Raw genomic sequence first — 24,024 nt, 5'->3', positions numbered from 1 at the left:
TAATGCTGCAATGCAGCATTTGCATTGCGGCTATGCAAAGACGTCTGTTCAATTCGTGGGCAGCCCTGCCTATCTAAGCGTCATCGAAACGATTTGATCCAACAACTGGAGGACAACCATGAACCCGATCCGTGCTTTCCGTAACTGGCGTATGTACAACGAAACCGTGCGCGAGCTGAACAAGCTCAACGCCCGTCAGCTCAGCGACCTCGGCATCAGCCGCGGCGACATCGAGAGGATTGCCCGCAAGGCCATCTAATTCGAGCATGGTCGGCCAGTGAGGCCTGACCACGCGGCAGAAGCAAGAGCCGCCGCAGACGGTATCCCGTCGCCGGTTCCGAGCCCGCTGGACCCTGTCCGGCGGGTTTTGTCGTTTTGGACCCCTGTTACAACTCGGCATCAATGATCGCCGGAGCCGAGGTCCTCCTGGCCTCCCCTGCTGTCCGGTGTCCGACGGCTGCGCCCTGCGCCAAAAACATTGCGAAACGGCAACGGAGCGGTTATACAGGCCGCGAATTTCCCATTTTGGTGGCTCTAAACCACCGCCCGCGCGGGAACGCGGGCGAACGAGAAGGATTTTTGAAATGGCCAATACGCTGCTGATGCCCAAGGCGACCGCCGTCTGGCTGGTCGACAACACCGCGCTGTCCTTCGAGCAGATCGCGCAGTTCTGCGGGTTGCATCCGCTCGAGGTCAAGGCGATCGCCGACGGCGAATCGGCGCAGGGCATCAAGGGCATGGATCCGATCATGACGGGACAGCTGACCCGCGACGAGATCGCACGCGCCGAGAAGGATCCGAACCAGCGCCTGAAACTGTCCGACCCCAAGGTGCGGGTGCCGGAATCCAAGCGCAAGGGTCCCCGCTACACGCCGTTGTCGAAGCGCCAGGACCGGCCCAACGCCATCCTGTGGCTGGTCCGCAACCATCCGGAATTGAAGGACGCGCAGATTTCGCGCCTGGTCGGCACGACCAAGTCGACGATCGAACAGATCCGCGAGCGCAAGCACTGGAATTCGGCCAATCTGCAGCCGATGGACCCGGTGACGCTGGGTCTCGCTTCGCAGATCGACCTCGACATGGAAGTCAACCGCGCCTCGCGCGGCCGCGAGCAGGCGCAGCCTGTCGGCGACACGCTGCTGCCGGCTGCCGTGACCGAGCGCCTGGTGCCGGCGCCGGAGAAGCCGAAGGACGAGGATGCCGAACTGGACGCAAACGCCGTGTTCGCCAAGCTTTCGGCGCTCAAGTCCAAGAAGGAAGATGCGGACGACGAGTGAGGTTTGCGACAGTTCAACAAAAAAGCCCGCTTCGAGCGGGCTTTTTAACTGATTGTCGAAATCTCAGCTGCGCGCCGCCCGGTCCGGCGTCATGCCATAATCCTCGCTGCGCTCGACCGCGCGGTAGAAATCGGCGAGCTGCTTGCCGCGCTCCGGCTTGAAGATGCGGCCGGCAATGACCACCGAGGCGATGCGGTCGATGCGGAAGGCGCGGAAATCGTCGCGCATCTCGCACCAGGCAACCAGCGTCCATACCTTGCCCCAGAACCACAGACCGAGCGGACGGATGTCACGCCCGGTGCCGCGGCCGGCCTCGTCGCGGTAGTCGATGGTCAGCACCTGTCGCTTCTCGACAGCGCGCTCGATCACGTCGATCGCCTCACGCGCGGCGTCGCTCACCACCCACATCGGGGTGTGGATCTCGGTGCGGGCGATGCGGTCCTTCTCGGCGTCGGGCAGGACGGCGCCGATCTTGACCAGCGCCTCGTCGGCCGCACGCGCCATAGCCGCGCCGCCAAAGGCCCGCACCATGCGGGCGCCGGCGACCAGCGCGACGATTTCGTCACGCGTGAACATCAGCGGCGGAAGGTCGAAACCCTCCCTCATCATGTAGCCGACGCCGGCCTCGCCGTCGATCGGCACTCCGGTCGACTGCAAATCGGCGATATCGCGGTAGATGGTCCGCTCGGAAACCTCGAGCCATGTGCCGAGCTTCTGGGCGGTGACCAGCCGGCCGCCACGCAGGTGCTGCACGATCTGAAAGAGCCTGTCGGCACGTCGCATCGTATGGTCCCTCGGCTGCTTGCCTATGAATGTCATGGTCCCGAAACCGGTTCCGGGTGACATCCATGTCCTGTTTTATGCTTGTCGTTCTCCCAAAAACCGCTGCGCACTTTTGGGCGACACGCATTATGGTTTAAGTCCTTCGCGCTTGCGCTGCACGGCGACGAATTCCGCGCCGAAGGACAACTTCTTCGTTGTCGGCGTGTTCACGTCGAGCACACGCCAGTACGGCGTGATATCGTTCAGCGTCATGCCGCGTTCGAGATCCTCATTGGCGGCTTCGGCGACGGTTCGCAGATGATAGCCGATGGTGACCGGACATGTCACTTGCGCCCCATGCTCGATGGCGAGCGCGGTGCGCAAGGCGCGTACATCCATCTCGAAGCCGTTGGGGATCGTGCGGATGAAATCATCGACCTGACGGGCCGTCGGCACCAGCATCGGCTGGCCCTCGACGACGTCGCCCATTGTGCGTGGCGTCGGCTTCACGCCGTTGACGCCCGGCGTGTTCAGCCTGTCGTTCCAGCTTTTCACCATTCATGTCTCCTGACACGTTTATGGCATGGTGCTCCTGACAGCATTCTGTCAGGAGTCTTCAGCATTGTCCGTAGCAGGCGCCAAAAGTCTTTGCGCCAGCCCAAGGCGTCGCCGCCCGGGGGTCCATGTCAATGATCCGGGCGTTGCGGGGTCCGCATCCAAGCATTGTCATGTAAAACGCCTCAGATCTCGCGAATGCGGCTGTGACCCTCATACATATCCGGCCAGCCAATGTCCTTGCGGATGTCCGCCGGCAAGGAGTTCAGGAAGCGCTGGGTACGGACTTCATTGCGCATCGTGCGGATCTTGCCGACATAGTGCTGTACGCTGTTCAAAATACCAAAGCTGTTCATGACCATCTCCTCTTCTCTGATGGAGACACTATCGCATACCCCTCCTGACAGCAGTCTGTCAGGAGCATGTCAGCTCGTTGAAGAAAGCTGCGAGGTGCTTGGCGGTCGGTTCGGAAACGAGCCTTTTGTCAGGAATGGCCAAGTCGACCGAGACCATGCAAGAACCGCTTTGACAGCCTGTCGCGATGCTGCTCAAAGGCGGGCATGTCGAAACTCCTCGCGCTCGTCATCATCGGCATGATGGCCATTCAGCTGATCAAGCCGCTCGGCTGGCCGGGCCTGAAGCGGCGCGGCGATTTCTGGAAGCTGGCCCTGATCGCCATGGCGGCCATCGCGCTGGCGGGTGCGCTGGGGCACTGGGCATAGCCTTGAGGGTCAGGTCGGGTCCACCGTTCCCATGGCAATCATCCGGATGGCGTTGAGGCTGGGCACGAAGAAGTAATCGCCACCGCGCGTCGTCATGAATTCCGGCAGGTTCGCCGCAATAAGAGGCGTGGCGTTGGCCGGGCCGGCCGGAATGACATGCTTGCTCGATTCGGCGCGGTTGCCGGTCAGCGTGCAGGTGTCGTTGCCGGTTTCGGAATCCAGGCCGTAGCTCATCCATTGCTGCTGGATGATATTCTGGCTCAGATCCATTGGAAGCAGGCTGCAATCAACAGTATTTGGAAATACTCGCGTCAGTTCTCTGAAGCCCACCAGTCCGAGCTTGTGCCCCCTCAGGTCAATCGGCGAGCACCCATCCGACCAGATGTTCGGCCCAGGCGCGGTAACCGGCTTCCGAGGCATGAAAGCCATCGGAGGCAAAGCCGGCCTCAGGGTTGGTGATCGGCAGCCGCGGCGCCGGCACGGCGCCGCGCTCGAAACAGAGGCGCTCGCCCATGCGGTTCATTGCGGTAGCGCGGATTTCGAGTATCTTGCCGAGCAGCGGCGGCATGGCCGGCGCACGGGTGAATTCCAGCACCGGCGACCAGACGACGCGGGCCTCCGGCCATTTGGCGCGCAGCGCGTAAAGCAGGCCGCCGAACTCTTTCTTGAAGCGCGGCACCGAGTGGAAATTCTTGGTGTCGTTGGTGCCGATGGCCAGCACTATATGCGTCCACCGATCGGCCGACAGATTGGGCAGCACATGGTCGCGGATCTGGCCCGACGTTGCCGAGTTGAATCCGGCGGCGCGCCAGCGCACGGCAAGGCCGGTTCGTTTTGCGACCAGCATTGCAAGCTGCGCGGCAAGCCCGTTCTCGGAATTGCCGATGCCGACGGAAGCGGCCGAGGAATCGCCCAGCACCAGCAGCGAGATGGCCGGCGCCTTGCCCGATATTTCGTGCATGACCGGCCCTTGTGCCGGCAGCATGCGGGTGGTGCGGCGGCGCACGCCGAGGCCCTGCCAGACATAGACGGGGTAGGCGAGCCAGGTAAGAAGGGCCGGGAAGCGCATGGCGATACCGTTTAGAGATCAGCGGCAGCCTTAGCGCAAGTTTCGCCTGAGGTGAACGAGCTTCTAGTCGCAGCAGTTCGGCTTGTCCGCCTGCTTGTCCTGATATTCGTCATGCAGCCGCACCCAGTCCATCAGGCTATGATAAGGGCCATTTTCGCCGCGGCCCTTCGGTGTCATGTCGAGATAGTCGTAAGTGCCGATCTGGGCCTCGCCGCCGCGGGCGCGCGACATAAAGGTAAGGAATATGTCGCCGTTCTCTTCCTTGTAGAAAACACTGGTGCCGGGAAGGTCCTTTGACGTGCGCGGACGCGTCTCGAAATTGTAGGTGGTGTCGCCGGCCGCGATCTGCTTGTCGGTGAAGGAGACCTGCATGTCGAAGTTGAAATCCGAGGCGTAGGACGACACCCAGTCGAATTTCCAGCCCATACGCTGCTTGTAAGGCAGCAGTTCCGCCAGCGGCGCGCGCGCAACCACCACCAGCGACACGTCGTGGTGCCTGAGATGCTGATCGGCGCCGTCTATATGGTCGGCAAGGAAGGAGCATCCTTCGCAGCGGTGGTTCGATCCCGGCGTCATCATGAAGTGGTAGACGATCAGTTGGCTGTTGGCGCCGAACAGTCCGGCCAGGTTCTTCGGACCCTGCTCGGTCTCGAAGACATAGTCCTTGCGGATTTTCATCCAGGGCAGTTCACGCCGCTCGGCGGCGATGCGCTCACGCAACCGTGTCAATTCCTTCTCGCGCGCCAGATGCGCCTTGTGCGCCTCAAACCAGTCTTCACGCGAAACCACCTTGCTGCGAGTCATGAAGTTCTCCCTGTCTGTTCACCCAAGGACGTTTGGGGTGGGCAGAAACCGACATCGCCGTCAGCTTTTGCCGAAAAGGAGATAAGGATGGACGAACTCCGTCCAAGCCGGGCTTTGCATAAACAAACCCGGGCGCATCGGCCCGGGTTGTATGACAACGGGAGGACTGCGCTCAGGCGGCCTGTTCGAGGCTCGCCGTCCATTGTCCCAGCGCCGCCAGATGGTTCATGTGGGCACGATGGGTGAAGGCGGCCTGGCCGGCGGCGACGTTCGATGCCTTGCCGCTCCAGGCCTTTTGCGGGGCGGCCTGCAAGGCGCGGCCATAGGAGAAGGTCAGCTTCCACGGATGCGGGCCGATGGCGTTGATGGCGTTGAGGTTGGCGGTAGCCTCCTCGTCCGACTGCCCGCCCGAAAGGAAGGCGATGCCCGGCACCGCTGCCGGTACGGTTTCGCGGAACAGTTTTATGGTCTTTTCCGCGACCTCTTCGGGGCTGCTCACCTTGCCCGACTTCCTGCCGGCCAGCACCATGTTCGGCTTCAGGATGGTGCCTCCCAGCAAAACGCGCGCCGCATGCAGCTCGTCATAGAGCTTGATCAGCGTTGCCTTCGAGATGTCGTAGCAGGTGTCGATGTCGTGCGCGCCGTCCATCAGCACTTCCGGCTCGACGATCGGCACGATGCCGGCCTCCTGGCACAGTGCGGCATAGCGGGCCAGCGCATGGGCGTTGGAGGCAATCGAATTGACCGAGGGCACGCCCTTGCCGGTGTCGATGTCGATCACCGCGCGCCATTTGGCGAAGCGGGCGCCGAGCTTGTAATAATCCGCGAGCCGCTCGCGCAAGCCGTCGAGGCCTTCGGTAACGGTATCGCCGGGAAAGCCGGCGAGTGGCTTGGCGCCGGCATCGACCTTGATGCCGGGGATGGCGCCCGCCGCCTTGATGATGTCGACCAGAGGCGTGCCGTCGGCAGCCTTCTGACGGATGGTCTCGTCGTAGAGAATGACGCCGGAGATGTACTTCGTCATCGCGTCCTTGGCGCGGAACATCATCTCGCGGTAGTCGCGGCGGCTGTCGGCCGTCGATTCGACGCCGATAACGTCGAAGCGCTTCTTGATGGTGCCGGAGCTCTCATCGGCGGCCAGCAGGCCCTTGCCGCCGGCCACCATCGCGGCGGCAATGTCTTCGAGACGTTCGCTCATTTTTCTTCTCCTAAGGGGGTACGTTCCGCGCGTAACGGAAGTCTACCGCCAAAGGAATGGGATCGGAAAGCTCGAATCGATTGAAAGTTCCTGGCGTCCGTTTTTGCGCCCCCGATCCGGTCAGGCTTGTTTCTTCAGCACGTCGACGCCGGGCAGCGGCTTGCCTTCCATCCATTCGAGGAAAGCGCCGCCGGCGGTCGAGACATAGGTGAAATCGTCGGCGACGCCGGCATGATTGAGGGCGGCCACCGTGTCGCCGCCACCGGCGACCGAGACCAGCTTGCCGGCCCTGGTGCGGGCCGCCGCGTGCTTTGCCGCCGCCACCGTGGCGTGGTCGAAAGGCTCGATCTCGAAGGCGCCGAGCGGGCCGTTCCAGACCAGGGTCGCGGCGCGGTCGATCCATTCGTCGATCGTCTTCACGGTCTTTTCGCCGACATCGAGGATCATGCCGTCAGCCGGGACATCCGTAATGGCAACGGTCTCGCTGGCCGCACCCGCCTTGAATTCCTTGGCGACGACACCGTCGACAGGCAGGATGATGGCGCAGCCGGCTTCGGCGGCCTCGATCATGATCTGCTTGGCGGTCGCGGCAAGGTCATGCTCGCACAGCGACTTGCCGACAGCGGTGCCACGCGCGGCGAGAAAAGTGTTGGCCATGCCGCCGCCGATCACCAGCGCGTCGACCTTCTTCACCAGGTTCATCAACAGGTCGATCTTGGTCGACACCTTGGCGCCGCCGACAATGGCGACGACAGGGCGGACCGGATTGCCGAGCCCCTTCTCCAGCGCCTCGAGCTCGGCCTGCATGGTGCGGCCGGCATAGGACGGCAACAGCCGCGCCAGGCCTTCGGTCGAGGAGTGCGCCCGGTGGGCGGCGGAAAAGGCGTCGTTGACGAAGATATCGCCATTGGCGGCGAGCCGCTCTGTAAAGGCCGGGTCGTTCTTCTCCTCGGTCTTGTGGAAGCGGGTGTTTTCCAGCAGCAGCACATCGCCCTTGTTCATGGCGGCGACCGCACTGCCCGCCGTGTCGCCGACGCAATCGCCGGCAAAGCCGACCGGGCGGCCAAGCACCTCCGCGGTAGCCTTGGCGATCGGCTCCAGCGAAAATTCGGGCGAGGGACCATCCTTCGGGCGGCCGAAATGCGCGAGCAGTATGACCTTGGCGCCCTTGCCGGACAGCTCGGCGATGGTCGGTGCGATGCGTTCGATGCGGGTGGCGTCGGTGACCTTGCCGTCGGCGACGGGCACGTTGAGGTCGACGCGCACCAGCACGCGCTTGCCGCTGATATTGCCGATATCGTCGAGTGTCTTGAAGGCGGCCATGCGGGTTCCTTTCCGTGGAAAATCGCCGGGACCATACCTCGCATCGATGACGATGCAAGGCTTGAGCCGGGGTGCGAGCTAAATTTTGAGATCAAGGCGAAGGCTGTCGTGATGATGCGGGACGTCAGCGTGAACCGATCGCTTGTCAGCCTTCTGTCGTTATCTTTTCCGCCGTCGGCTCAAGGGCCTTCTCATTGGCTGTCGCCTCTGCAGTCTGCGTCTCGGTCGGCTTGCGCCAGTTGCGGATGAAGGCGGAGACACGATCGCCGATCTCGCCGGCGCTCAGGAACACCGGAACCCGCGCCACCGGCGCGGTCGGCTCGAAGGAGAGGCCGAGACCGGTGATCTTGCCCTTGTCGTCGACGTCGCGGACGATCAATTCGATCGGGCCGATCAGCACCCGGTCGGCATATTCGGCATGGCCGCCGAGCCGCGCCGTCACCAGCGCGCCGACGGTGAGCTTCTGCTCGGCTTCGCTCAATCCCGGAGTGTATGCGGCCTCGAGCTCTGCGGCCGAGCGGGCGGGATCGACGGCAAAGGCGCCGAAGAAGTCGGCATCCTCGGGGTCGACTACGGCGCGGCTGGCAAACAGCTTGTCAAGCAGGCGCGGATAGCGGTCGGGCACGAAGATGTAGACCTGGTCGCCGGCCGCGAGCCGGCCCATGTCCTGGAAACGCATCGAGCGGCCGTCGCGCAGCACCAACGAGGGCCGTGCCCAGCGCGGGATACGCTCGCCGCGCGCCACCGGGCTGCCGGGCGCCACGCGGTAGGCGAGCAGTTCGTGATGGGCGGAGCCCGGCAGTTCGAGTTCGACCTTGTCGAGCGGCCCGAGCCTCGCCGGCACGATCAGGCCGAGCCGGCGCGCCAGCGGACCGACCGACCAGCCCTGCACCACCAGCGATACCAGCACGATGATGAAGGCGACGTTGAAGATGGTGCGGCCGTTCTCCAGTCCGCCGAGCAGCGGGGTGATGGCAAGCAGGATGGACACGGCGCCGCGCAGGCCGACCCAGGAGACGAAGGCGATCTCGGGACGCGGCAGGCGGAACGGGATAAGGCAGAGCCAGACGGCGACAGGGCGCGCGACAAACATCAGGAACAGGCCGAGCAGCACCGCCGGCACCATGATCGCCGGAAACTGCGAGGGTGTCGCGAACAGGCCGAGGATCAGGAACATGATGATCTGTGCCAGCCACGACATGCCGTCCTGGAAGCGCTTCAGGATGGTGACGGCGCGGATGTCGGAGTTGCCGGCAATGAGCCCGGCGAGATAGACCGCCAGGAAGCCCGAGCCGCCAATGGCGCCGGCGGCGGCGAACACCATCAGTGACAGGGCCAGCACGAAGATCGGCAGCAAGCCATGGTCAAGGTTGAGCCGGTCGACGAGGCGCACGATGCCGAGCCCGCCAAGCACGCCGACGACGGCGCCGAGCCCCATATTGAGCAGGAAGCCGAGGATCAGGTCGGTGACCAGCACATGGGTCTCGGGATTGGCGTGGGCGGCGATGATCTCGACCAGCGTGATGGTCAGGAAGATGGCGATCGGGTCGTTGGTGCCGGATTCGACTTCCAGTGTCGCGCGCACGCGTTCGCGCAGATTGATCTCGCCGGCGCGTAGCAGGAAGAAGACGGCCGCCGCATCGGTCGAGGCGACCGCGGCGCCGAGCAGGAAGGATTCCAGCCAGCTGAGGTCGAGCAGGTAATAGGCGGCGGCGCCGAACAGGCCAGTGGTCAGGATTACGCCGAAGGTCGCCAGCGACACCGCCGGTCCGGCCGCCTGGCGCAGCGCGTTGAGCGGCGTGCCGAAACCGGAATCGAACAGGATGACCGCCAGCGCCAGCGAGCCGGCAAAATATGCCACGCGCGCATTGTCGAATTCGATGCCGAGACCATCGACGCCGCTGGCGAGGCCGATGCAGAGGAAGAGCAGCAGCAAAGGGGCGCCGAAGCGGAAGGCGATCAGGCTCGAGAACGCTGCGGCGACGACTAGCGCTGTGCCGACCAGCGTGACGAGATAGATCGCATGCTCCATCCGTGATTTGCCCCTCGAATTCCTCTTTCTACCGATTCACGGGAGAGTGGGGCGAAGGCATGGCCGGTGCAAGGCGCAAGGATGGCTTTTTGCCTGATGCCGCTGATTTTCCGGCGTTTGGCGGCTTGGCGCGCCTTGCCCGCCGCCCTGACGAAAAACGCCCGGACAAGCCGGGCGTTCGAAGCTGCGAGACGATGCCTTCAGGTCAGGCGATGGTCTTGCCAAAGGCGACCGAGGTGTCGGCCATGCGGTTAGAGAAGCCCCACTCATTGTCGTACCAGGACAGCACCGAAACGAAGTTGCCGTCCATGACCTTGGTCTGGTCGAGCGCCAGGATCGACGAGCGCGGATCGTGGTTGAAGTCGATCGACACATTCGGGTGATGGGTGACGCCGAGAATGCCCTTCAACTTGCCGTTGGAGGCGGCGATCACCGCTTCGTTGATCTCCTGCACGGTGGTGGCGCGCTTGGCGATGAACTTGAAGTCGACAACCGAGACGTTGGGGGTCGGCACGCGGATCGAGATGCCGTCGAGCTTGCCCTTGAGGTCGGGCAGCACCAGGCCGATCGCCTTGGCCGCACCGGTCGAGGTCGGGATCTGCGACAGGGCAGCCGCGCGGCCGCGGTAGAGATCTTTGTGCATGGTGTCCAGCGTCGGCTGGTCGCCGGTGTAGGAGTGGATCGTCGTCATCATGCCCTTTTCGATGCCGACGGTCTCGTGCAGCACTGCGGCCAGCGGCGCCAGGCAGTTGGTGGTGCAGGACGCATTCGAGATGACGATGTGGTCCTTGGTCAGCTTGTCGTGGTTGATGCCGTAGACGACGGTGAGGTCAGCACCTTCGGCAGGCGCGGAGACCACGACGCGCTTGGCGCCGGCGGTCAAATGCGCGGCAGCCTTGTCGCGGGCGGTGAAGATGCCGGTGCATTCGAGCGCGATGTCGATGCCGAGTTCCTCCCACGGCAGTTGCGCCGGGTCCTTGATCGCGGTGACCTTGAAGGTCTCCTTGCCGACGGTGATCTGGTCGCCCAAGACCGACACTTCGTGCGGGAAGCGGCCGTGCACGCTGTCATAGCGCAGCAGATGCGCGTTGGTCTCAACCGGGCCGAGGTCGTTGACGGCGACCACGTCGATATCCTTGCGGCCGGATTCATGGATGGCGCGCAGGATGTTGCGGCCGATGCGGCCAAATCCGTTGATGGCAACTCTGACGGTCATTTTACTCTCCCTGGGAGCTGGAGGCGGCAGATGGGTCCGCAGCTTCATAGCGGCGGATGGCACAAGAATCCAGCCGCAGAAGGCCGAAGTTAAATCGATTAGGTTGGTCCAGCCCCGCGAATCCGCCTTGGAGGTGCGCGGGACTGACCCTGATCTTACTTGCCGTGCAGGCGGGCTTCCGCAGCCTTGGCCGCGGCTTCGGCGGTGATGCCGAAATGCGGGTAGAGCTGCTCGATGGTGCCGGAAGCGCCGAAGCCGGTCATGCCGATGAAGATGCCGTCGGAGCCGATCAGGTGATCCCAGCCCTGGCGGATGCCGGCCTCGATCGCCATCTTGATCGGCGCGTTGCCGATCGTCTCCTTGCGGTAGGCGTCGCTCTGCTGGTCGAACAGTTCGAAGCAAGGCACCGAGACGACGCGGGTCGGGTGCCCATGCTTTTCAAGCAAATCACGGGCGCCGAGCGCGATCTCGACCTCGGAGCCGGTGGCGAAGATCGTCACCGCCGCTTCGCCGCTCGCCGCGGCCAGTTCATAGGCGCCCTGGCTGCTGAGGTTCCTGGCCGAGTGCTCGGTGCGCACCGTCGGCAGGTTCTGACGGGTCAGCGCCAGGGTGGACGGGGTCTTTTCCGATTCAATGGCGATCTGCCAGCATTCGGCGGTTTCCACCGCGTCGGCCGGGCGGAAGACATTGTGGTTGGGGATGGCGCGGAGCGCCGCCAGGTGCTCGACCGGCTGGTGGGTCGGGCCGTCTTCGCCCAAACCGATCGAATCATGGGTCATGACGAAGATCGAGCGGATGCCCATCAGCGACGCCAGCCGCATCGACGGACGGGCATAGTCGGAGAAGCACATGAAGGTGCCACCATAGGCGATGAGGCCGCCATGCAGCGTCAGGCCGTTGAGGGCGGCCGCCATGCCATGCTCGCGGATGCCGTAGTGGACATAGCGCTGGCCGTAATCGTCCGGCGTGATGTTCTTGGTCTGGCTGGTCTTGGTGTTGTTGGAGCCGGTGAGGTCGGCAGAGCCGCCGATGGTTTCCGGCACCGCGCCATTGATGACTTCCAGCGCCATTTCCGACGATTTGCGGGTGGCGACCTTCGGCTTGTCGGCCGACAGCTTCTTCTTGTAGTCGGCAATGACGGCATCGAAATTCGACGGCAGCTTGCCGGCGAGGCGGCGCTCGAACTCGGCCTTCAACTCAGGCTGGGCCTTGGCCAGGCGGCCCTCCCAGTCGGTGCGCGGCTTGGCGCCGGCCTTGCCGGCGGTGCGCCAGGCGTCGAGGATGTCGGCCGGGATCTCGAAGGGCGGCGAGTCCCAGTTGAAGAATTTCCGCGCGCCTGCGATCTCGTCGGCGCCGAGCGGCGAACCGTGCGCCTTGTTGGTGCCGGCCTTGGTCGGGGCGCCGAAGCCGATGGTCGTCTTGCAGGCGATCATCGTCGGCTTGTCGGAATGGCGGGCGGCTTCGATGGCGTAGGCGATCGCCTCGGGGTCGGTGCCGTCAATGTGGCTGGCGTTCCAGCCGGAGGCCTGGAAGCGGGCGACCTGGTCGGTGTTGTCTGCAAGCGAAACCGGACCGTCGATCGAGATGTTGTTGTTGTCCCAGAAGACGATCAGCTTGTTGAGCTTGAGGTGGCCGGCCAGCGCGATGGCTTCCTGGGAAACACCTTCCATCAGGCAGCCGTCGCCGGCCAGCACATAGGTGTAGTGGTCGACGAGGTCGTTGCCGAAGGCGGCGTTCATGATGCGCTCGCCGAGCGCGAAGCCGACCGAATTGGCGAGACCCTGGCCGAGCGGGCCGGTCGTCGTCTCGATGCCGGTGGCATGGCCGTATTCGGGATGGCCGGCGGTCTTGGAACCCAGCTGGCGGAAATGCTTGATCTGGTCGAGGGTCATGTCCTCGTAACCGGTCAGATGCAGCAGCGAGTAGAGCAGCATCGAACCATGGCCGGCCGACAGGATGAAGCGGTCGCGGTCCGGCCAATGGGGGTTCTTCGGATCATATTTCAGGAAGCGGGTGAACAGCACTGTGGCGATGTCGGCGCAGCCCATGGGCAGGCCGGGATGGCCGGACTGGGACTTCTCGACGGCGTCCATGGAGAGAAAACGGATCGCATTGGCCATCCGGTCATGTTGTTCACGCGACGTCATGGTACCTCCGGGGTGGGGATTTGTGGGCTTGGCAGAGCCCAGGAAAGAGTGCGCGACACATAGCAGCCACGGGCTTTTAGTCAACAAATCGGCTGCACATTTGCCGGTCTTGTGATGGCTTTGAGACCTTATGGGGCGACCTACATTAGCGTTAGCGGGGGACAGTCGCGAGAGCTTTGTTGACGTTGCCTTCACCCGGTGCCTAATGTTTCCTTGTTAACGCGTTCTGAACGCGAAGCGATTCGGTGATGGGCAGGGCACAGGACGAAGGCCATGACCGGCGAAACCACACTCAAGGAAGTCATCCACAGGCTGGGCAAGGCCATCGAGGGGCTGGAAAACGCCGTCGCGGCCAAGCTCGAGCACGAGCGCGACTATTCCGAAGCCGAGGCTGAGGTGCAGCGCATGAACGCCGACCGTTCACGGCTGGCGCAGGAACTCGACAATTCCGAAGCCCGCGCCGAACGGCTGGAAGATGCCAACAAGGAAGTGTCGCGCCGCTTGGTGACCGCCATGGAAACCATCCGCGCGGTGCTGGACAGGTAGGAGCTGCAGGCCATGGCACAGGTCACGGTTTCCATCGACGGCAAGCAGTATCGCATGGCTTGCGACGAGGGTCAGGAAGAGCACCTGATCGACCTCGCCGAGCGGTTCGACCGTTATGTCTCGCATCTGAAGGATTCGTTCGGCGAGATCGGCGACCAGCGGCTGACGGTGATGGCCGGCATCATGGTGATGGACGAGCTTTCGGAGCTGCAGAAGCGGGTCAAGGGCATGGAGACCGAAGTGCAGACGCTGCGCAAGACGCGCGACGAAGCGCTGACCAAGGCCGACAAGAACGACACCGTGCTGACCAGCGCGCTCGGCGCGCTCGCCCAGCGCATGGAAGACCTGGCCACGTCGCTGGCGGTCAACAAGGCCTGAGCCTTTCCCGCACAAACGAAAGATTGTCGGCCCAACGTCGGTCCGTAGAACGAAAGTGCTCGTTCCGTCGCCAATAATAGTTTCCTATTGTCCTGCAGCCGCGATTTTTGCGCTAAGATGCGGGAATGCCGGAGCGTTGACGCCGTCCACGGCCGCTCCTGACGAAATCTGTTGCTGGGGAAATAATGCCATGAGCCTTCGTATCAACGACATCGCGCCTGACTTCACCGCCGAGACCACGCAAGGGCCGATCAAGTTTCATGACTGGATCGGCGACGGCTGGGCGATCCTGTTCAGCCATCCGAAGAATTTCACCCCGGTCTGCACCACCGAGCTGGGCACGATGGCGGGGCTCGAAGGCGAGTTCAAGAAGCGCAACGTCAAGGTCATCGGCATTTCCGTCGATCCCGTTGCGAGCCACGACAAGTGGCAGGCCGACATCAAGACGGCGACCGGCCAGACGGTGAACTACCCGCTGATTGGCGACAAGGACCTCAAGGTGGCCAAGCTTTATGACATGCTGCCGGCGGGCGCCGGCGAGACGTCGGAAGGCCGCACGCCGGCCGACAACGCCACGGTGCGCTCGGTCTATGTCATCGGGCCGGACAAGAAGATCAAGCTGGTGCTGACTTACCCAATGACGACGGGCCGCAACTTCGACGAGATCCTGCGCGCGGTCGATTCCATGCAGCTGACGGCCAAGCACCAGGTGGCGACGCCGGCCAACTGGAAGCAGGGCGAGGATGTGATCATCACCGCCGCGGTTTCGAACGAAGATGCGGTCAAGCGTTTTGGCGCTTTCGAGACGATCCTGCCCTATCTCAGGAAGACCAAGCAGCCGTCAGCCTAGGTTTTCTCCGTCGGAGCTATTTGGGGCTTCAGTCCTATTTGTGGCAAGGCGTGCTTGACCGGCGCGCTTTGCCAGATGACCATGCTCTTGTTCAACCCGACGGAGAAAACGGTTCCTGTCGGGCAAGGGGCAGGGGGGCCGGACATTGGACATCGCTTCGGCCAAACCTGAGGTCGCCGGCTTCTACGACAAGCCGACCGGCGCCATCCAGTATGTCGTCACCGACCCGGTGACGAGACGCTGCGCCGTCATCGACCCGATCCTCGATTTTGACGAAAAATCCGGCGCGACGGCGACGAAGAATGCCGACGCCTTGCTGGATTTCGTCCGGGCAAACGGGCTGGAGCTCGAGTGGATCCTGGACACCCATCCGCATGCCGATCATTTCTCGGCGGCGCACTATCTCAAGGAAAGGACCGGCGCGCCGACGGCGATCGGCGACAGGATCGTCGAAGTCCAGGCGCTGTGGAAGGCGATCTACAACTGGCCGGATTTCCCCGCCGACGGCTCGCAGTGGGACCGGCTGTTTGGGGAAGGCGAAACGTTCATGATCGGCAACCTTCCGGTCAAGGTGCTGTTCTCGCCCGGCCACACGCTGGCCTCGATCACCTATGTCATTGGCGACGCAGCCTTCGTCCACGACACGCTGTTCATGCCCGACAGCGGCTCGGCAAGGACGGACTTTCCCGGCGGCAGTGCCGCGCGGCTGTGGCATTCGATCCAGGGCATTCTGGCGCTGCCGGACGAAGCGCGGGTGTTTGTCGGCCACGACTATCAGGCCGGCGGCCGCGAGCCGTGCTGGGAGAGCACGGTCGCCGAGCAGAGGGCAAAGAATATCCACCTCGTTGCGGCGCGCAGCGAAGCCGAGTTCGTCGACTTGCGCGAAGCGCGCGACAAGACACTGCCGATGCCGCGGCTGATCCTGCATGCGCTGCAGGTCAACATGAATGGTGGACGGCTGCCGGAACCGGAGGCCAATGGGAGGCGGTATCTGAAGTTTCCGCTTGATGGGCTTTGAGAGGGCAGTTGGCGAAGCTGCCGATCTCCCCCGCAAGGGGGGAGATTGGATGTCAAGAATGCTTTCGCCAATCGCCAGCGTAAGCGTAAGACATAAAAAAAGGCGGCGCCGGTTTCCCGACGCCGCCTTCTGTTCCTTAGCCGAACCCAGCTTTACGCCGCGGGCTGCGCCTCGATCGTGCGCAGGGCCTGCATCTGGCGCTTGGCGGCGGCCTTGACCGCGTCCTGCACCTTTTCGAAGGCGCGCACCTCGATCTGGCGCACGCGCTCGCGGCTGATGTCGAACTCGGACGACAGTTCTTCCAGCGTCAGCGGCTCCTCGGCGAGGCGGCGGGCCTCGAAGATGCGCCGCTCACGATCATTGAGCACGGCCAGAGCGCCCGACAGCATGCCGCGGCGGTTTTCCAGCTCGTCCTGCTCGATCAGCATGTCTTCCTGGCTTTCGTGGTCATCGACCAGCCAGTCCTGCCATTCGCCGGATTCACCTTCGCTGGCGCGGATCGGCGCGTTCAGCGACGCGTCGCCGGACAGGCGGCGGTTCATCGACACGACTTCAGCTTCCGACACGTTCAGCCGGGTGGCGATCTCGGTGATCTGGTCGGGCTTGAGGTCGCCATCGTCCAGCGCCTGGATCTTGCCCTTCACCTTGCGCAGGTTGAAGAACAGGCGCTTCTGATTGGCGGTCGTGCCCATCTTGACCAGGCTCCACGAGCGCAGGATGTACTCCTGGATCGAGGCCTTGATCCACCACATGGCGTAGGTCGCGAGGCGGAAGCCACGCTCGGGTTCGAATTTCTTGACGGCCTGCATCAGGCCGACATTGCCTTCCGAGATCACTTCGCCGATCGGCAGGCCGTAGCCGCGATAGCCCATGGCGATCTTGGCGACGAGCCGAAGATGGCTGGTGACGAGCTTGTGCGCAGCGGAAGTGTCTTCATGCTCGGCGTAGCGCTTGGCGAGCATGTACTCTTCCTGCGGCTGAAGCATGGGAAAGCGGCGGATTTCTTCCAGGTAGCGGCTGAGGCCGCCTTCGCCGGAAACAATACTGGGTAGTGACTGGGCCATGATTGCGCCCCCTCTCTATTGGAGTGATGCCCCCGAAACGCGGCGGGCATGTGACGCGAGCACCAAAAGGCTCGCCCGCGGCAACTGATTTATATAGGAACAAAACCAGAAAAGACAGGCATTTGTTCAACACGAAACAGTGTGTCACGCTGAAGTGAACAATGCCGCTCAGGTTTTAGCTGGCTGGTTCAGAGCTTGCGGAAGCCGCCGACGAGTTCCTCCATGTCCCCCGGTATCGGCGCCTCGAACCTCATCGATAAATGGGTAGCCGGGTGCCGAAATGCAAGGAGCCAGGCATGCAAAGCTTGCCTGGAAAATGCCTTGACCTGGGTTTTCAGCGGCTCGGGCAGCCGGTTGGCCTTGGTGCGGAAGGCCTGGCCGTAATCCGGGTCGCCGATGACGGGGTGGCCGATATGAGCCATGTGGACGCGGATCTGGTGGGTGCGGCCGGTTTCCAGCCGGCATTCGACCAGGCTGGCGGCGGCGAACGGCTGCTGGTTTTCGCCGAAACGCTCCTTGACGGTGAAATGGGTCACGGCGTGGCGGGCGTCGTCACGGCCTTCCGACACGACGGCGCGGCGCACGCGGTCGGCGGCACGGCCAAGCGGCGCGTCGACCGTTCCGGTCGGCCGCGACGGGATTCCCCAGACCAGCGCCAGATAAGCACGTTCGAGGTCGCCGGTGCGGCCGTGGTCGGCAAAGGCCTCCGACAGCGCCTTGTGGGCGCGGTCGGTCTTGGCCACCACCATGACGCCGCTGGTTTCCTTGTCCAGCCGATGGACGATGCCCGGCCGCCTGACGCCGCCAATGCCTGAAAGACTGTCGCCGCAGTGGTGGATCAGGGCATTGACCAACGTGCCGGTCCAGTTGCCGGCGCCGGGATGGACGACGAGGCCGGCCGGCTTGTTGATGACGATCAGCTCGTCGTCCTCATAAAGCACGTCGAGCACGATGGCCTCGCCTTGCGGTTCGGCCGGTTCCGGCTCGGGCATGACGACCGATACGCGCTCGCCGGCACTCATCTTGCGCTTGGTCTCGTCGACCGGCTTGCCGTCGATCGAAACGGCACCTTGCCGGATCAGCATCTGCACCCGGCTGCGCGACATGTCGGGACCAAGGGCGCTCGCCAGCCACTGGTCGAGGCGCTGGCCGGCCGCTTCCGCGCCGGCTTCGAGCACGGTTGGCGCCGCCTCTATGAATTGTCCAGCCTCTATCAATTCAGGGGTCTCTTCGCTATGAGCGCTCATCGAAAAAAGTTCCGGAAGTTCTGCCATGGCCCGGCCCGTTGCCGATGAAGAAGAAAAGCCGCTCGATCCCGAGATCGAAAAGGTGCGCGGCAGGCTCATCCGTTTCATGGCCATCAATCTCGGCCTGCTTTTGCTGGCCCTTATGGTGGTGATCGCGGCCATTGTCTACAAATCGCGCAAAGCGCCGCCCGCGAACCCGCCGCTCGCCAACGACATTCCAGTTCCGCCCGGCGAGCCGCTCGCGGCCGACATAGTGCTCCCGGTCGGAGCCAAGGTGATCAGCCAGGCTCTGTCGGGCAATCGCATTTCGATCGACGCCGAGATCAGCGACGGCAGCCGCACCATCTTCGTCTACGACATCGCCGAGCGCCGTATCATCGGCCGCTTCGCCATACGCAACAAATGAGCGGGCCGAAACAATGACCGGGTTTGCCGACCATCGCCGCATAGCAACCGTTACGCTCGTCGTCGCCGACTATGACGAGGCGATCGCCTGGTATGTCGGCAAGCTTGGCTTTGTCCTCTGCGACGACATCGAGCTCGGCGACGGCAAGCGCTGGGTGACGGTAACGCCGGCGGTCGGGCAAGGGCCCCGGCTGCTTCTGGCGGAAGCATTGGACGATGTGCAGAAGAGCCGCGTCGGCGACCAGACCGGAGGCCGCGTGGTTTTGTTTCTCGAAACCGATGATTTTGACAGTGACCATGCGACCATGCTGGAAAACGGCGTCGACTTCCACGAAACGCCACGCCATGAGCCCTACGGTACCGTGGCGGTTTTCGCCGATCTCTACGGCAATCTGTGGGACCTGATCGAGCCGAAACGCTAGGTTCGCGAAGCGACATTACACAGAAGCGGTCCGGCCGTTCCAAGCCCAGTTGCTTTTTCCAAACCGTCAGCCTATATCGCCGGTTCTTGAACGCGCCCATCGTCTAGCGGTCAGGACACCGCCCTCTCACGGCGGGAACAGGGGTTCGATTCCCCTTGGGCGTACCAAGCAACGACTTTCCTTCCGCATCATCGAAAATTTCGGGCAGCAGCCGCGCGGATCGCGTGTGACCGCGAGGGTCGGCGCATCAGCGAAATTCGGCAAGTCCGCGCACCCGAATACACCCAATTTAAGTCAGGCCGCGACGCTTGAAAGCGTAGCGATCTCTGTTACTTGCGGTGCGGGGATAGCATCTGCGGCAACGCGGATTTGGTTTGGCATAGCAGGCATGAATTCGGCAAAAATGATATGCCCGTGCTGTCACGGCAGCGGGCAGGTTTTCGATTGCTTGAAATGGCGTGAGTCGAAAGGGCATTGCTGCCCGCAAGGCACGCACCGGGCCGGCTGTCCCGGGCAGACGATGGCATGCGCCGAATGCGCGGGCCTGGGAACGCTGGCGGAAGCCGATCTCAGAGCCGTTGCATAGCCTCAGGTCATGCAACTCAAACCCCTTTCACCATCCAGCGCCGGCAGTCTCCGCGAGCTTCTGGCGCGGCGCTGCCAATTGCACTAGCATCATGTACGAATTCGCCAAAGGGCGTTGCGGCGCGCAAGACGCCGGGGAACATAGGCGAGGGTCGGCGAGGAGGAGACCGATGCAGAAACTGCAGTCGCAGGGCGTCCATCACATCACCCTCGTCGGCGCCGGGCGCCAGACTTCGATCGATTTCTGGGAGGGCGTGCTCGGCATGCCGTTCATCTTCGAGCAGCCCAACCTCGACAAGCCAAGCGAAAGTCATCTCTATTTCGATCCCGGCGACGGCAGGTTGATCACCGTCTTCACCGACGAGAGCCGCACGCCGGTCAAGCGGCGCACGCCCACCGAACCGGGCTGCGTCCATCATATTGCGTTCTCGGTGTCGCGCGTCACTTTCCTGCAGGCGGTCGCCCGGCTCGACGAACGCGCCATCAAGCACAGCGGCGTCAAGGATCGCGGCTTCATGGATTCGATCTATTTCGAGGATCCGCTCGGCCTCTTGATCGAACTCGCCTCCTATCGCTTCGATCCGCCGGCAGGTTTCACCCATGCCGACGTGCTGATGCAGGCGCACAAGCTGCGCGTTGCGCGCGGCGACTACAACATCGCCGAAGTGCACCTTGCCGACGCGATCCAGACGCTGGTCGAGTGGTCGCGCGCGACCTTGTCGGACGACCGGACGCCGAAGAATCCATACTGACGGCCAGCAAAAGGGGAGGACCACAATGGCAAAGACAGTGATCAAGAGCGCCGGGAAATCAGCGGCCAAGCCTGCGGCGAAAGCGGCTGCGAAGCCGGCCGCAAAGGCGGCCGTAAAGGCCGCGCCGAAGGCAGCCGCAAAGCCGGCCGCGAAAGCCGCGACGAGGCCGGCTGCCAAGAAATCCGCGCCGAAGGTCAAGGCGGCGAAAAAACCGGCGCTGAAGCTCTCGATGCTGAAGCCGAGCGTCAACAACATGACCGTCCGGGTGTTTGCCCGTGCGGCCGGGTTCGACGCCGCCGAGACCGACGCCTGGGGCCACACGCGCTCGCCCGAATATATGGCGCGCAATCCGGCGCATCTGACGCCGATGATCGAGGACAAGGGGCTGCCGCGCGGCGTGCTCTGGGAGAGCTGTGCCATCATGCAGTATCTCGCCAACAAGCACGGGCTGGAGAAATTCTATCCCAAGGCGCCGGCCAAGCGGGCGATGGTCGACAGCGCCATGTTCTACCTGATCGGCACGCTCTACCCGTATGTGGCGCGCGCCACCTATCCGGCGCTGGGTTTCCCGCACTATGCCGGCGAGGTCGGCCATAGCGACGCTCATCCGGAGAAGAAGTCCGAGGCGCAGAAGGCCGCCATGGCGGCGATTGCCGAGCCGCTGGAGGTGTTTCACTCCTTCTTCAGGGACGGCAAGCCGTTCATCGGCGGCAAGCACCCGTCGATCGCCGACATACGCCTGGCATCGACGCTGGAGTTCCTGGCCGTCATCGACTATGCGCTGCCCAAATGGGCCAAGGAGTATGTCGCTGCGATGGAGAAGAAACTCGGCCAGGCCTATGCCGAGCCGGCCGGCGATGTCAGAGGCTACATTGCCTATGTGAAGTCGCAGGCCAGCGCGCAACGCTAAGGATTCATTAACCAGAACGCTGTCTATTGAAGGCACCGCGCGACCACGGATGTACTGGCGCAAGGGTGAAGGGAAAGGTCGGCGCAATGCCGGCCTTTTGCTTTTCGCCGATGCGCCATCAGGCGCGTCTCATGCTGTAAAGTCCGACATCAGGCATATTGCCATCGTCTGCTTCGACCCTACCATCATGGTCGGCGGACGACACACGAGGAGCTTTGCGATGAAGGGCGTAGCGAGAGTGTTTGCGATTGCCGGTGTTGTGTTGGTCGGAGGCTACCCGTGCAATGCCGCGCCGCTCGACACGATGGCGGAGGTCGGCGATGCCATCCAGGCGTGCTGGACGCCGCCGGCGGGTGTTGGAAATGCCAGCGTCACCTTGAGCTTCAGCTTCAAGCGCGACGGCACGCTGATCGGTCCGCCGCGGCCGACGGCGATCAAGGTCGATGGCGATGCCGATACCAGGAAGTCATTCGTCGACGCCGCAACCACTGCCCTGCAAAAGTGCCTCCCGTTGAGCTTCTCGCCGACGCTGGCGCAAGGCGTCGCGGGCAATGTCTTCACCGTGCAATTCGCTTCGCCCAAGCAGTAGGCGAGCGGGCGAGCGTTTCACCGTTTTCACAGAAACGGCGACCCCCTCTCTCGTTGTCTTGACGCAATTCCCAGGGGAAAGCGCTACGCGCTTTTCCCGGAAAAACGACTCACACTTTTCCTGAAGTTGCTCTGATCAGTTGTGCGGGCGTCTGATATCGACATGCCGCTGCAGTTCCGGCGTCTCGAAGACGTAGTCGGCCCAGGCGGATTCCGGAATCTGTCCGGCCAGATAGCATTCCAGCAACAGGCTCTGTTCGGGATCGAGCGCTCTCGGCGCCCGCTCATGGTCCAGCCCCAGCGAGTGGAACAGGTTCCTGGTCAGGCCAGAGACAGTGAAGTGAATAGACATCTTCGTCTCCTTTGCCCGACACAACGCGAGACACCGGAGAAAGGTTTCATCCGCAAGGGCCCGATAACGCGGGATCGATGATTGCGGCGGCCCGGGCTCGCCCGAGCCTGGCCTCGTCGCAATCTTGAAACAAAAGTGTAATAGCGAATTTACAGGAACCGGCATAATACACTCGGCATAAAATACCTGGCGGTTGCTGGCGTCTCTTGAATTAGACTTACCTCACGCATTGAGGCTCAATCGGCTGGAGCGGCGATCGGCTCCACAGGGGTACAAGGACCAGGTGTCGCCGATGATGCGTTTGTGGCTTGTCGTGACCTTTGCACTGGTGTCGGCAAGCGTCCTCGGCATTTCGGCTTCCCTTGCCGATCCATGCGCCGCGCTCAGGAGCCAGCTGGCACCGTCCGGCCGCAGCGGCGGGATCAGCTCCGAGCTTGCGCAGCTGCGTCGCCAGCTTGCGGCGATCCAGGGGCTGGAGAGGCAACGCCGGTGCACGGCGCAAAGTGCGGTGGGGGGCTTCTTCAATGCTTGCGCCGACCTCGCCAAAAGCCGCACACAGGTGCAACGCCAGATCGCCGGCGCCGCGATTTCGCGCCGGGATGCGTCCGGACTGCAGGCCAGGCTCGTCGCGCTCGGCTGCACGCCCGCCGCCGGGCAACAAAGACAGCGTCCGGCTGGCGCCATGATCGGCAGCAATTCGATGCTGTTTTGCGTTCGTCTCTCCGACGGCTATTTCTTCCCGGCGCCGAAATCGCAGTTCGTGCAAGGCGGCGATGTCAAGGAGATGGTCGATCAGTGCCGCTACATCTGCGACGATGCCGGCGTCGACCTGTACACGCTCAGTGATCCAAGCCTTGAAACCGAAGAGATGGTCGCGCTCGATACGCGCACATCCTACAAGGACCTGCCGACGGCCTTCAAATATCGCAATGATGCGAACTTCAGGGCCTGCGACCTCAAGCGCTATCACCGGCGCGTTGCCGAGCTGAGAGCGCGCACGGTGACGCCAGCCAATATGGCCAACGCGATCATTCCTTTGCCGTCAGCGAAGCCGGATCTTGGCACCGTGGCGCAACTTCTCCAGCCTGGCGCAGACGCTGCAGAGGCCAGGGGCGCCGCCCAGCGACAATCGGTCGAGCCATTGGCCGGCTCGCGGCCGGTCAGGGTGGTCGGGCCGGCTTTCTTCCCGGCGGAGTAACCTGCGCCTAGAGCGTTTCACCGTTTCACCGAAACGGCGAACCGCTCTATGTCTTTGTTTTACGCAATTCCGGACGGAAAACCGTTTCACACTTTTCCTGGAATTGCACTAGTACCAGCTATTCGCAAACCATCCTGTAGCGTTTGCCGGGTTCGCTGACATTCTTGCAGGTGAGCGGATTGGCCGGTTCGGAAGCCATGCTGGGAGGGCTGGACCTGACGTGCCGCCTTGGCGCAGCTATTTGTGTCGTGTGCCTGCGTGCCGCGGGCCGGTAGGGCTCCTGCGGCGGCGGCGTCGGAAACACACCGGCTGCCGCCTGCATCCGGCTGGCCTCAGTCTGCGACGGATCGCGATCCCAGACCCGCCTGATATCGAGCGGCTTCGGGATCACCACCGTGCCGTCATAGCTGCGTGCGCAGCCGCTGCCCGCAAGCAGCGCCATGCACAGGAAACAAGGCACGATCCAACCGGTCATCAGCAACACCCCCGCCGACTTATAGCCCGGCCGGGGTTCCGCCGACAACCGGCGGAATACCGCAGGGCAATGTGGCTCTGGCCGCAGTCTGGATTGGTTATGGTTAGCGGATCATTAATGCTTCTCGGG

General features: G+C 63.2%; 28 protein-coding genes and 1 tRNA gene. 14 read left to right on the top strand and 15 right to left on the bottom strand.

Features of this window, described 5'->3' with window-relative positions; translation table 11 throughout:
• Positions 1-118: 118 nt before the first annotated feature.
• Both NKI15_RS13605 and NKI15_RS13600 read left to right on the top strand, forming a co-directional pair.
• Positions 119-259, top strand: a complete 141-nt coding sequence (locus NKI15_RS13605; protein ID WP_023670143.1) for a DUF1127 domain-containing protein — start codon at positions 119-121, stop codon at positions 257-259.
• Between the two features lie 325 nt (positions 260-584).
• Positions 585-1,277 (top strand): DUF1013 domain-containing protein, encoded by a 693-nt coding sequence (locus NKI15_RS13600; protein ID WP_023670142.1) that lies wholly within the window; start codon positions 585-587, stop codon positions 1,275-1,277.
• A gap of 63 nt (positions 1,278-1,340) precedes the next feature.
• Here the strand turns inward: NKI15_RS13600 and NKI15_RS13595 are convergent, their stop codons facing one another.
• From NKI15_RS13595 to NKI15_RS13585, 3 genes are all read right to left on the bottom strand, one after another.
• A complete protein-coding gene (locus tag NKI15_RS13595) occupies positions 1,341-2,060 on the bottom strand; it encodes a helix-turn-helix transcriptional regulator (RefSeq protein ID WP_023683994.1) in 720 nt (239 codons plus the stop codon).
• Positions 2,061-2,186: 126 nt separating this feature from the next.
• Entirely contained in the window at positions 2,187-2,597 is a 411-nt protein-coding gene (locus tag NKI15_RS13590; RefSeq protein ID WP_352886210.1) for a hypothetical protein, read from the bottom strand.
• Between the two features lie 182 nt (positions 2,598-2,779).
• On the bottom strand, positions 2,780-2,950 hold the full coding sequence (locus NKI15_RS13585; protein ID WP_023670139.1) for a hypothetical protein: 171 nt from the start codon (positions 2,948-2,950) through the stop codon (positions 2,780-2,782).
• 204 nt (positions 2,951-3,154) lie between these two features.
• On the opposite strand from NKI15_RS13585, the gene NKI15_RS13580 reads away from it, so the two are divergent.
• Positions 3,155-3,316 (top strand): hypothetical protein, encoded by a 162-nt coding sequence (locus NKI15_RS13580; RefSeq protein ID WP_023683991.1) that lies wholly within the window; start codon positions 3,155-3,157, stop codon positions 3,314-3,316.
• A gap of 9 nt (positions 3,317-3,325) precedes the next feature.
• Here NKI15_RS13580 and NKI15_RS13575 read toward each other — a convergent pair whose 3' ends face one another.
• The 8 genes from NKI15_RS13575 to tkt all read right to left on the bottom strand — a co-directional run bounded on the left by NKI15_RS13575 (position 3,326) and on the right by tkt (position 13,105).
• The gene (locus NKI15_RS13575) at positions 3,326-3,586 is read right to left on the bottom strand and encodes a hypothetical protein (protein WP_352886208.1); all 261 of its coding nucleotides are present in this window, start codon (positions 3,584-3,586) and stop codon (positions 3,326-3,328) included.
• Between the two features lie 85 nt (positions 3,587-3,671).
• Positions 3,672-4,385: an SGNH/GDSL hydrolase family protein gene (locus NKI15_RS13570; RefSeq protein ID WP_023706280.1), complete on the bottom strand. Its 714-nt coding sequence runs from the start codon at positions 4,383-4,385 to the stop codon at positions 3,672-3,674.
• A 63-nt stretch (positions 4,386-4,448) separates the two neighbouring features.
• Positions 4,449-5,189: a DUF899 domain-containing protein gene (locus NKI15_RS13565; protein ID WP_023693666.1), complete on the bottom strand. Its 741-nt coding sequence runs from the start codon at positions 5,187-5,189 to the stop codon at positions 4,449-4,451.
• 172 nt (positions 5,190-5,361) lie between these two features.
• The gene (locus tag NKI15_RS13560; protein ID WP_023708586.1) at positions 5,362-6,387 is read right to left on the bottom strand and encodes a class I fructose-bisphosphate aldolase; all 1,026 of its coding nucleotides are present in this window, start codon (positions 6,385-6,387) and stop codon (positions 5,362-5,364) included.
• A 120-nt stretch (positions 6,388-6,507) separates the two neighbouring features.
• Positions 6,508-7,710, bottom strand: coding sequence for a phosphoglycerate kinase (locus NKI15_RS13555; RefSeq protein ID WP_352886206.1), 1,203 nt, complete (start codon positions 7,708-7,710; stop codon positions 6,508-6,510).
• A gap of 145 nt (positions 7,711-7,855) precedes the next feature.
• Positions 7,856-9,742: a potassium/proton antiporter gene (locus NKI15_RS13550; protein WP_352886205.1), complete on the bottom strand. Its 1,887-nt coding sequence runs from the start codon at positions 9,740-9,742 to the stop codon at positions 7,856-7,858.
• 205 nt (positions 9,743-9,947) lie between these two features.
• The gene (gap, locus tag NKI15_RS13545) at positions 9,948-10,958 is read right to left on the bottom strand and encodes a type I glyceraldehyde-3-phosphate dehydrogenase (protein ID WP_023696438.1); all 1,011 of its coding nucleotides are present in this window, start codon (positions 10,956-10,958) and stop codon (positions 9,948-9,950) included.
• 155 nt (positions 10,959-11,113) lie between these two features.
• Positions 11,114-13,105 carry a transketolase gene (gene tkt / locus NKI15_RS13540; protein WP_023706284.1) on the bottom strand — a complete coding sequence of 664 codons (1,992 nt, stop codon included), beginning with the start codon at positions 13,103-13,105 and terminating at the stop codon, positions 11,114-11,116.
• A 273-nt stretch (positions 13,106-13,378) separates the two neighbouring features.
• Between tkt and NKI15_RS13535 the strand changes: the two genes are divergently transcribed.
• From NKI15_RS13535 to NKI15_RS13520, 4 genes are all read left to right on the top strand, one after another.
• Complete coding sequence (locus NKI15_RS13535) at positions 13,379-13,651, top strand: DUF4164 domain-containing protein (RefSeq protein ID WP_023670128.1); 273 nt, start codon at positions 13,379-13,381, stop codon at positions 13,649-13,651.
• A 12-nt stretch (positions 13,652-13,663) separates the two neighbouring features.
• On the top strand, positions 13,664-14,029 hold the full coding sequence (locus tag NKI15_RS13530; RefSeq protein WP_023670127.1) for a cell division protein ZapA: 366 nt from the start codon (positions 13,664-13,666) through the stop codon (positions 14,027-14,029).
• A gap of 190 nt (positions 14,030-14,219) precedes the next feature.
• Positions 14,220-14,879: a peroxiredoxin gene (locus NKI15_RS13525; protein ID WP_023670126.1), complete on the top strand. Its 660-nt coding sequence runs from the start codon at positions 14,220-14,222 to the stop codon at positions 14,877-14,879.
• Between the two features lie 145 nt (positions 14,880-15,024).
• Complete coding sequence (locus tag NKI15_RS13520) at positions 15,025-15,897, top strand: MBL fold metallo-hydrolase (protein ID WP_023706285.1); 873 nt, start codon at positions 15,025-15,027, stop codon at positions 15,895-15,897.
• Between the two features lie 152 nt (positions 15,898-16,049).
• Here NKI15_RS13520 and rpoH read toward each other — a convergent pair whose 3' ends face one another.
• Complete coding sequence (gene rpoH / locus NKI15_RS13515) at positions 16,050-16,961, bottom strand: RNA polymerase sigma factor RpoH (protein ID WP_023670124.1); 912 nt, start codon at positions 16,959-16,961, stop codon at positions 16,050-16,052.
• 188 nt (positions 16,962-17,149) lie between these two features.
• On the bottom strand, positions 17,150-18,208 hold the full coding sequence (locus NKI15_RS13510; RefSeq protein ID WP_023706286.1) for an RluA family pseudouridine synthase: 1,059 nt from the start codon (positions 18,206-18,208) through the stop codon (positions 17,150-17,152).
• A 25-nt stretch (positions 18,209-18,233) separates the two neighbouring features.
• Here NKI15_RS13510 and NKI15_RS13505 point away from each other — a divergent pair, with 25 nt between their 5' ends.
• The 6 genes from NKI15_RS13505 (at position 18,234) to tolA (ending at position 21,871) form a co-directional block, all read left to right on the top strand.
• Positions 18,234-18,614, top strand: a complete 381-nt coding sequence (locus NKI15_RS13505) for a hypothetical protein (RefSeq protein ID WP_023701325.1) — start codon at positions 18,234-18,236, stop codon at positions 18,612-18,614.
• A gap of 13 nt (positions 18,615-18,627) precedes the next feature.
• A complete protein-coding gene (locus NKI15_RS13500; RefSeq protein WP_023706287.1) occupies positions 18,628-19,035 on the top strand; it encodes a VOC family protein in 408 nt (135 codons plus the stop codon).
• 92 nt (positions 19,036-19,127) lie between these two features.
• Positions 19,128-19,202 (top strand) — tRNA-Glu (locus tag NKI15_RS13495).
• A 588-nt stretch (positions 19,203-19,790) separates the two neighbouring features.
• On the top strand, positions 19,791-20,372 hold the full coding sequence (locus NKI15_RS13490) for a VOC family protein (RefSeq protein ID WP_023683976.1): 582 nt from the start codon (positions 19,791-19,793) through the stop codon (positions 20,370-20,372).
• A gap of 25 nt (positions 20,373-20,397) precedes the next feature.
• The gene (locus NKI15_RS13485) at positions 20,398-21,282 is read left to right on the top strand and encodes a glutathione S-transferase family protein (RefSeq protein ID WP_023706289.1); all 885 of its coding nucleotides are present in this window, start codon (positions 20,398-20,400) and stop codon (positions 21,280-21,282) included.
• 220 nt (positions 21,283-21,502) lie between these two features.
• Positions 21,503-21,871: a cell envelope integrity protein TolA gene (tolA, locus tag NKI15_RS13480; protein WP_023690097.1), complete on the top strand. Its 369-nt coding sequence runs from the start codon at positions 21,503-21,505 to the stop codon at positions 21,869-21,871.
• Between the two features lie 135 nt (positions 21,872-22,006).
• Here tolA and NKI15_RS13475 read toward each other — a convergent pair whose 3' ends face one another.
• Complete coding sequence (locus NKI15_RS13475; RefSeq protein WP_023690098.1) at positions 22,007-22,222, bottom strand: hypothetical protein; 216 nt, start codon at positions 22,220-22,222, stop codon at positions 22,007-22,009.
• A gap of 292 nt (positions 22,223-22,514) precedes the next feature.
• On the opposite strand from NKI15_RS13475, the gene NKI15_RS13470 reads away from it, so the two are divergent.
• Positions 22,515-23,420: a DUF2865 domain-containing protein gene (locus tag NKI15_RS13470; RefSeq protein ID WP_023737394.1), complete on the top strand. Its 906-nt coding sequence runs from the start codon at positions 22,515-22,517 to the stop codon at positions 23,418-23,420.
• A gap of 118 nt (positions 23,421-23,538) precedes the next feature.
• Here NKI15_RS13470 and NKI15_RS13465 read toward each other — a convergent pair whose 3' ends face one another.
• Positions 23,539-23,895 carry a hypothetical protein gene (locus NKI15_RS13465; RefSeq protein WP_023670115.1) on the bottom strand — a complete coding sequence of 119 codons (357 nt, stop codon included), beginning with the start codon at positions 23,893-23,895 and terminating at the stop codon, positions 23,539-23,541.
• Positions 23,896-24,024 lie beyond the last annotated feature (129 nt).

This window comes from Mesorhizobium sp. M0862, assembly GCF_040319795.1.
Lineage (GTDB): Bacteria > Pseudomonadota > Alphaproteobacteria > Rhizobiales > Rhizobiaceae > Mesorhizobium.
This window is presented reverse-complemented; position numbering and strand designations above follow the sequence as displayed.

Bases quoted from the DNA above. Each gene is read 5' to 3' on its own strand.
- NKI15_RS13605 (WP_023670143.1), top strand. From the start codon at position 119: ATGAACCCGATCCGTGCTTTCCGTAACTGGCGTATGTACAACGAAACC.
- NKI15_RS13600 (WP_023670142.1), top strand. From the start codon at position 585: ATGGCCAATACGCTGCTGATGCCCAAGGCGACCGCCGTCTGGCTGGTC.
- NKI15_RS13595 (WP_023683994.1), bottom strand. From the start codon at position 2,060: ATGCGACGTGCCGACAGGCTCTTTCAGATCGTGCAGCACCTGCGTGGC.
- NKI15_RS13590 (WP_352886210.1), bottom strand. From the start codon at position 2,597: ATGGTGAAAAGCTGGAACGACAGGCTGAACACGCCGGGCGTCAACGGC.
- NKI15_RS13585 (WP_023670139.1), bottom strand. From the start codon at position 2,950: ATGAACAGCTTTGGTATTTTGAACAGCGTACAGCACTATGTCGGCAAG.
- NKI15_RS13580 (WP_023683991.1), top strand. From the start codon at position 3,155: ATGTCGAAACTCCTCGCGCTCGTCATCATCGGCATGATGGCCATTCAG.
- NKI15_RS13575 (WP_352886208.1), bottom strand. From the start codon at position 3,586: ATGGATCTGAGCCAGAATATCATCCAGCAGCAATGGATGAGCTACGGC.
- NKI15_RS13570 (WP_023706280.1), bottom strand. From the start codon at position 4,385: ATGCGCTTCCCGGCCCTTCTTACCTGGCTCGCCTACCCCGTCTATGTC.
- NKI15_RS13565 (WP_023693666.1), bottom strand. From the start codon at position 5,189: ATGACTCGCAGCAAGGTGGTTTCGCGTGAAGACTGGTTTGAGGCGCAC.
- NKI15_RS13560 (WP_023708586.1), bottom strand. From the start codon at position 6,387: ATGAGCGAACGTCTCGAAGACATTGCCGCCGCGATGGTGGCCGGCGGC.
- NKI15_RS13555 (WP_352886206.1), bottom strand. From the start codon at position 7,710: ATGGCCGCCTTCAAGACACTCGACGATATCGGCAATATCAGCGGCAAG.
- NKI15_RS13550 (WP_352886205.1), bottom strand. From the start codon at position 9,742: ATGGAGCATGCGATCTATCTCGTCACGCTGGTCGGCACAGCGCTAGTC.
- gap (WP_023696438.1), bottom strand. From the start codon at position 10,958: ATGACCGTCAGAGTTGCCATCAACGGATTTGGCCGCATCGGCCGCAAC.
- tkt (WP_023706284.1), bottom strand. From the start codon at position 13,105: ATGACGTCGCGTGAACAACATGACCGGATGGCCAATGCGATCCGTTTT.
- NKI15_RS13535 (WP_023670128.1), top strand. From the start codon at position 13,379: ATGACCGGCGAAACCACACTCAAGGAAGTCATCCACAGGCTGGGCAAG.
- NKI15_RS13530 (WP_023670127.1), top strand. From the start codon at position 13,664: ATGGCACAGGTCACGGTTTCCATCGACGGCAAGCAGTATCGCATGGCT.
- NKI15_RS13525 (WP_023670126.1), top strand. From the start codon at position 14,220: ATGAGCCTTCGTATCAACGACATCGCGCCTGACTTCACCGCCGAGACC.
- rpoH (WP_023670124.1), bottom strand. From the start codon at position 16,961: ATGGCCCAGTCACTACCCAGTATTGTTTCCGGCGAAGGCGGCCTCAGC.
- NKI15_RS13510 (WP_023706286.1), bottom strand. From the start codon at position 18,208: ATGAGCGCTCATAGCGAAGAGACCCCTGAATTGATAGAGGCTGGACAA.
- NKI15_RS13505 (WP_023701325.1), top strand. From the start codon at position 18,234: ATGGCCCGGCCCGTTGCCGATGAAGAAGAAAAGCCGCTCGATCCCGAG.
- NKI15_RS13500 (WP_023706287.1), top strand. From the start codon at position 18,628: ATGACCGGGTTTGCCGACCATCGCCGCATAGCAACCGTTACGCTCGTC.
- NKI15_RS13490 (WP_023683976.1), top strand. From the start codon at position 19,791: ATGCAGAAACTGCAGTCGCAGGGCGTCCATCACATCACCCTCGTCGGC.
- NKI15_RS13485 (WP_023706289.1), top strand. From the start codon at position 20,398: ATGGCAAAGACAGTGATCAAGAGCGCCGGGAAATCAGCGGCCAAGCCT.
- tolA (WP_023690097.1), top strand. From the start codon at position 21,503: ATGAAGGGCGTAGCGAGAGTGTTTGCGATTGCCGGTGTTGTGTTGGTC.
- NKI15_RS13475 (WP_023690098.1), bottom strand. From the start codon at position 22,222: ATGTCTATTCACTTCACTGTCTCTGGCCTGACCAGGAACCTGTTCCAC.
- NKI15_RS13470 (WP_023737394.1), top strand. From the start codon at position 22,515: ATGATGCGTTTGTGGCTTGTCGTGACCTTTGCACTGGTGTCGGCAAGC.
- NKI15_RS13465 (WP_023670115.1), bottom strand. From the start codon at position 23,895: ATGACCGGTTGGATCGTGCCTTGTTTCCTGTGCATGGCGCTGCTTGCG.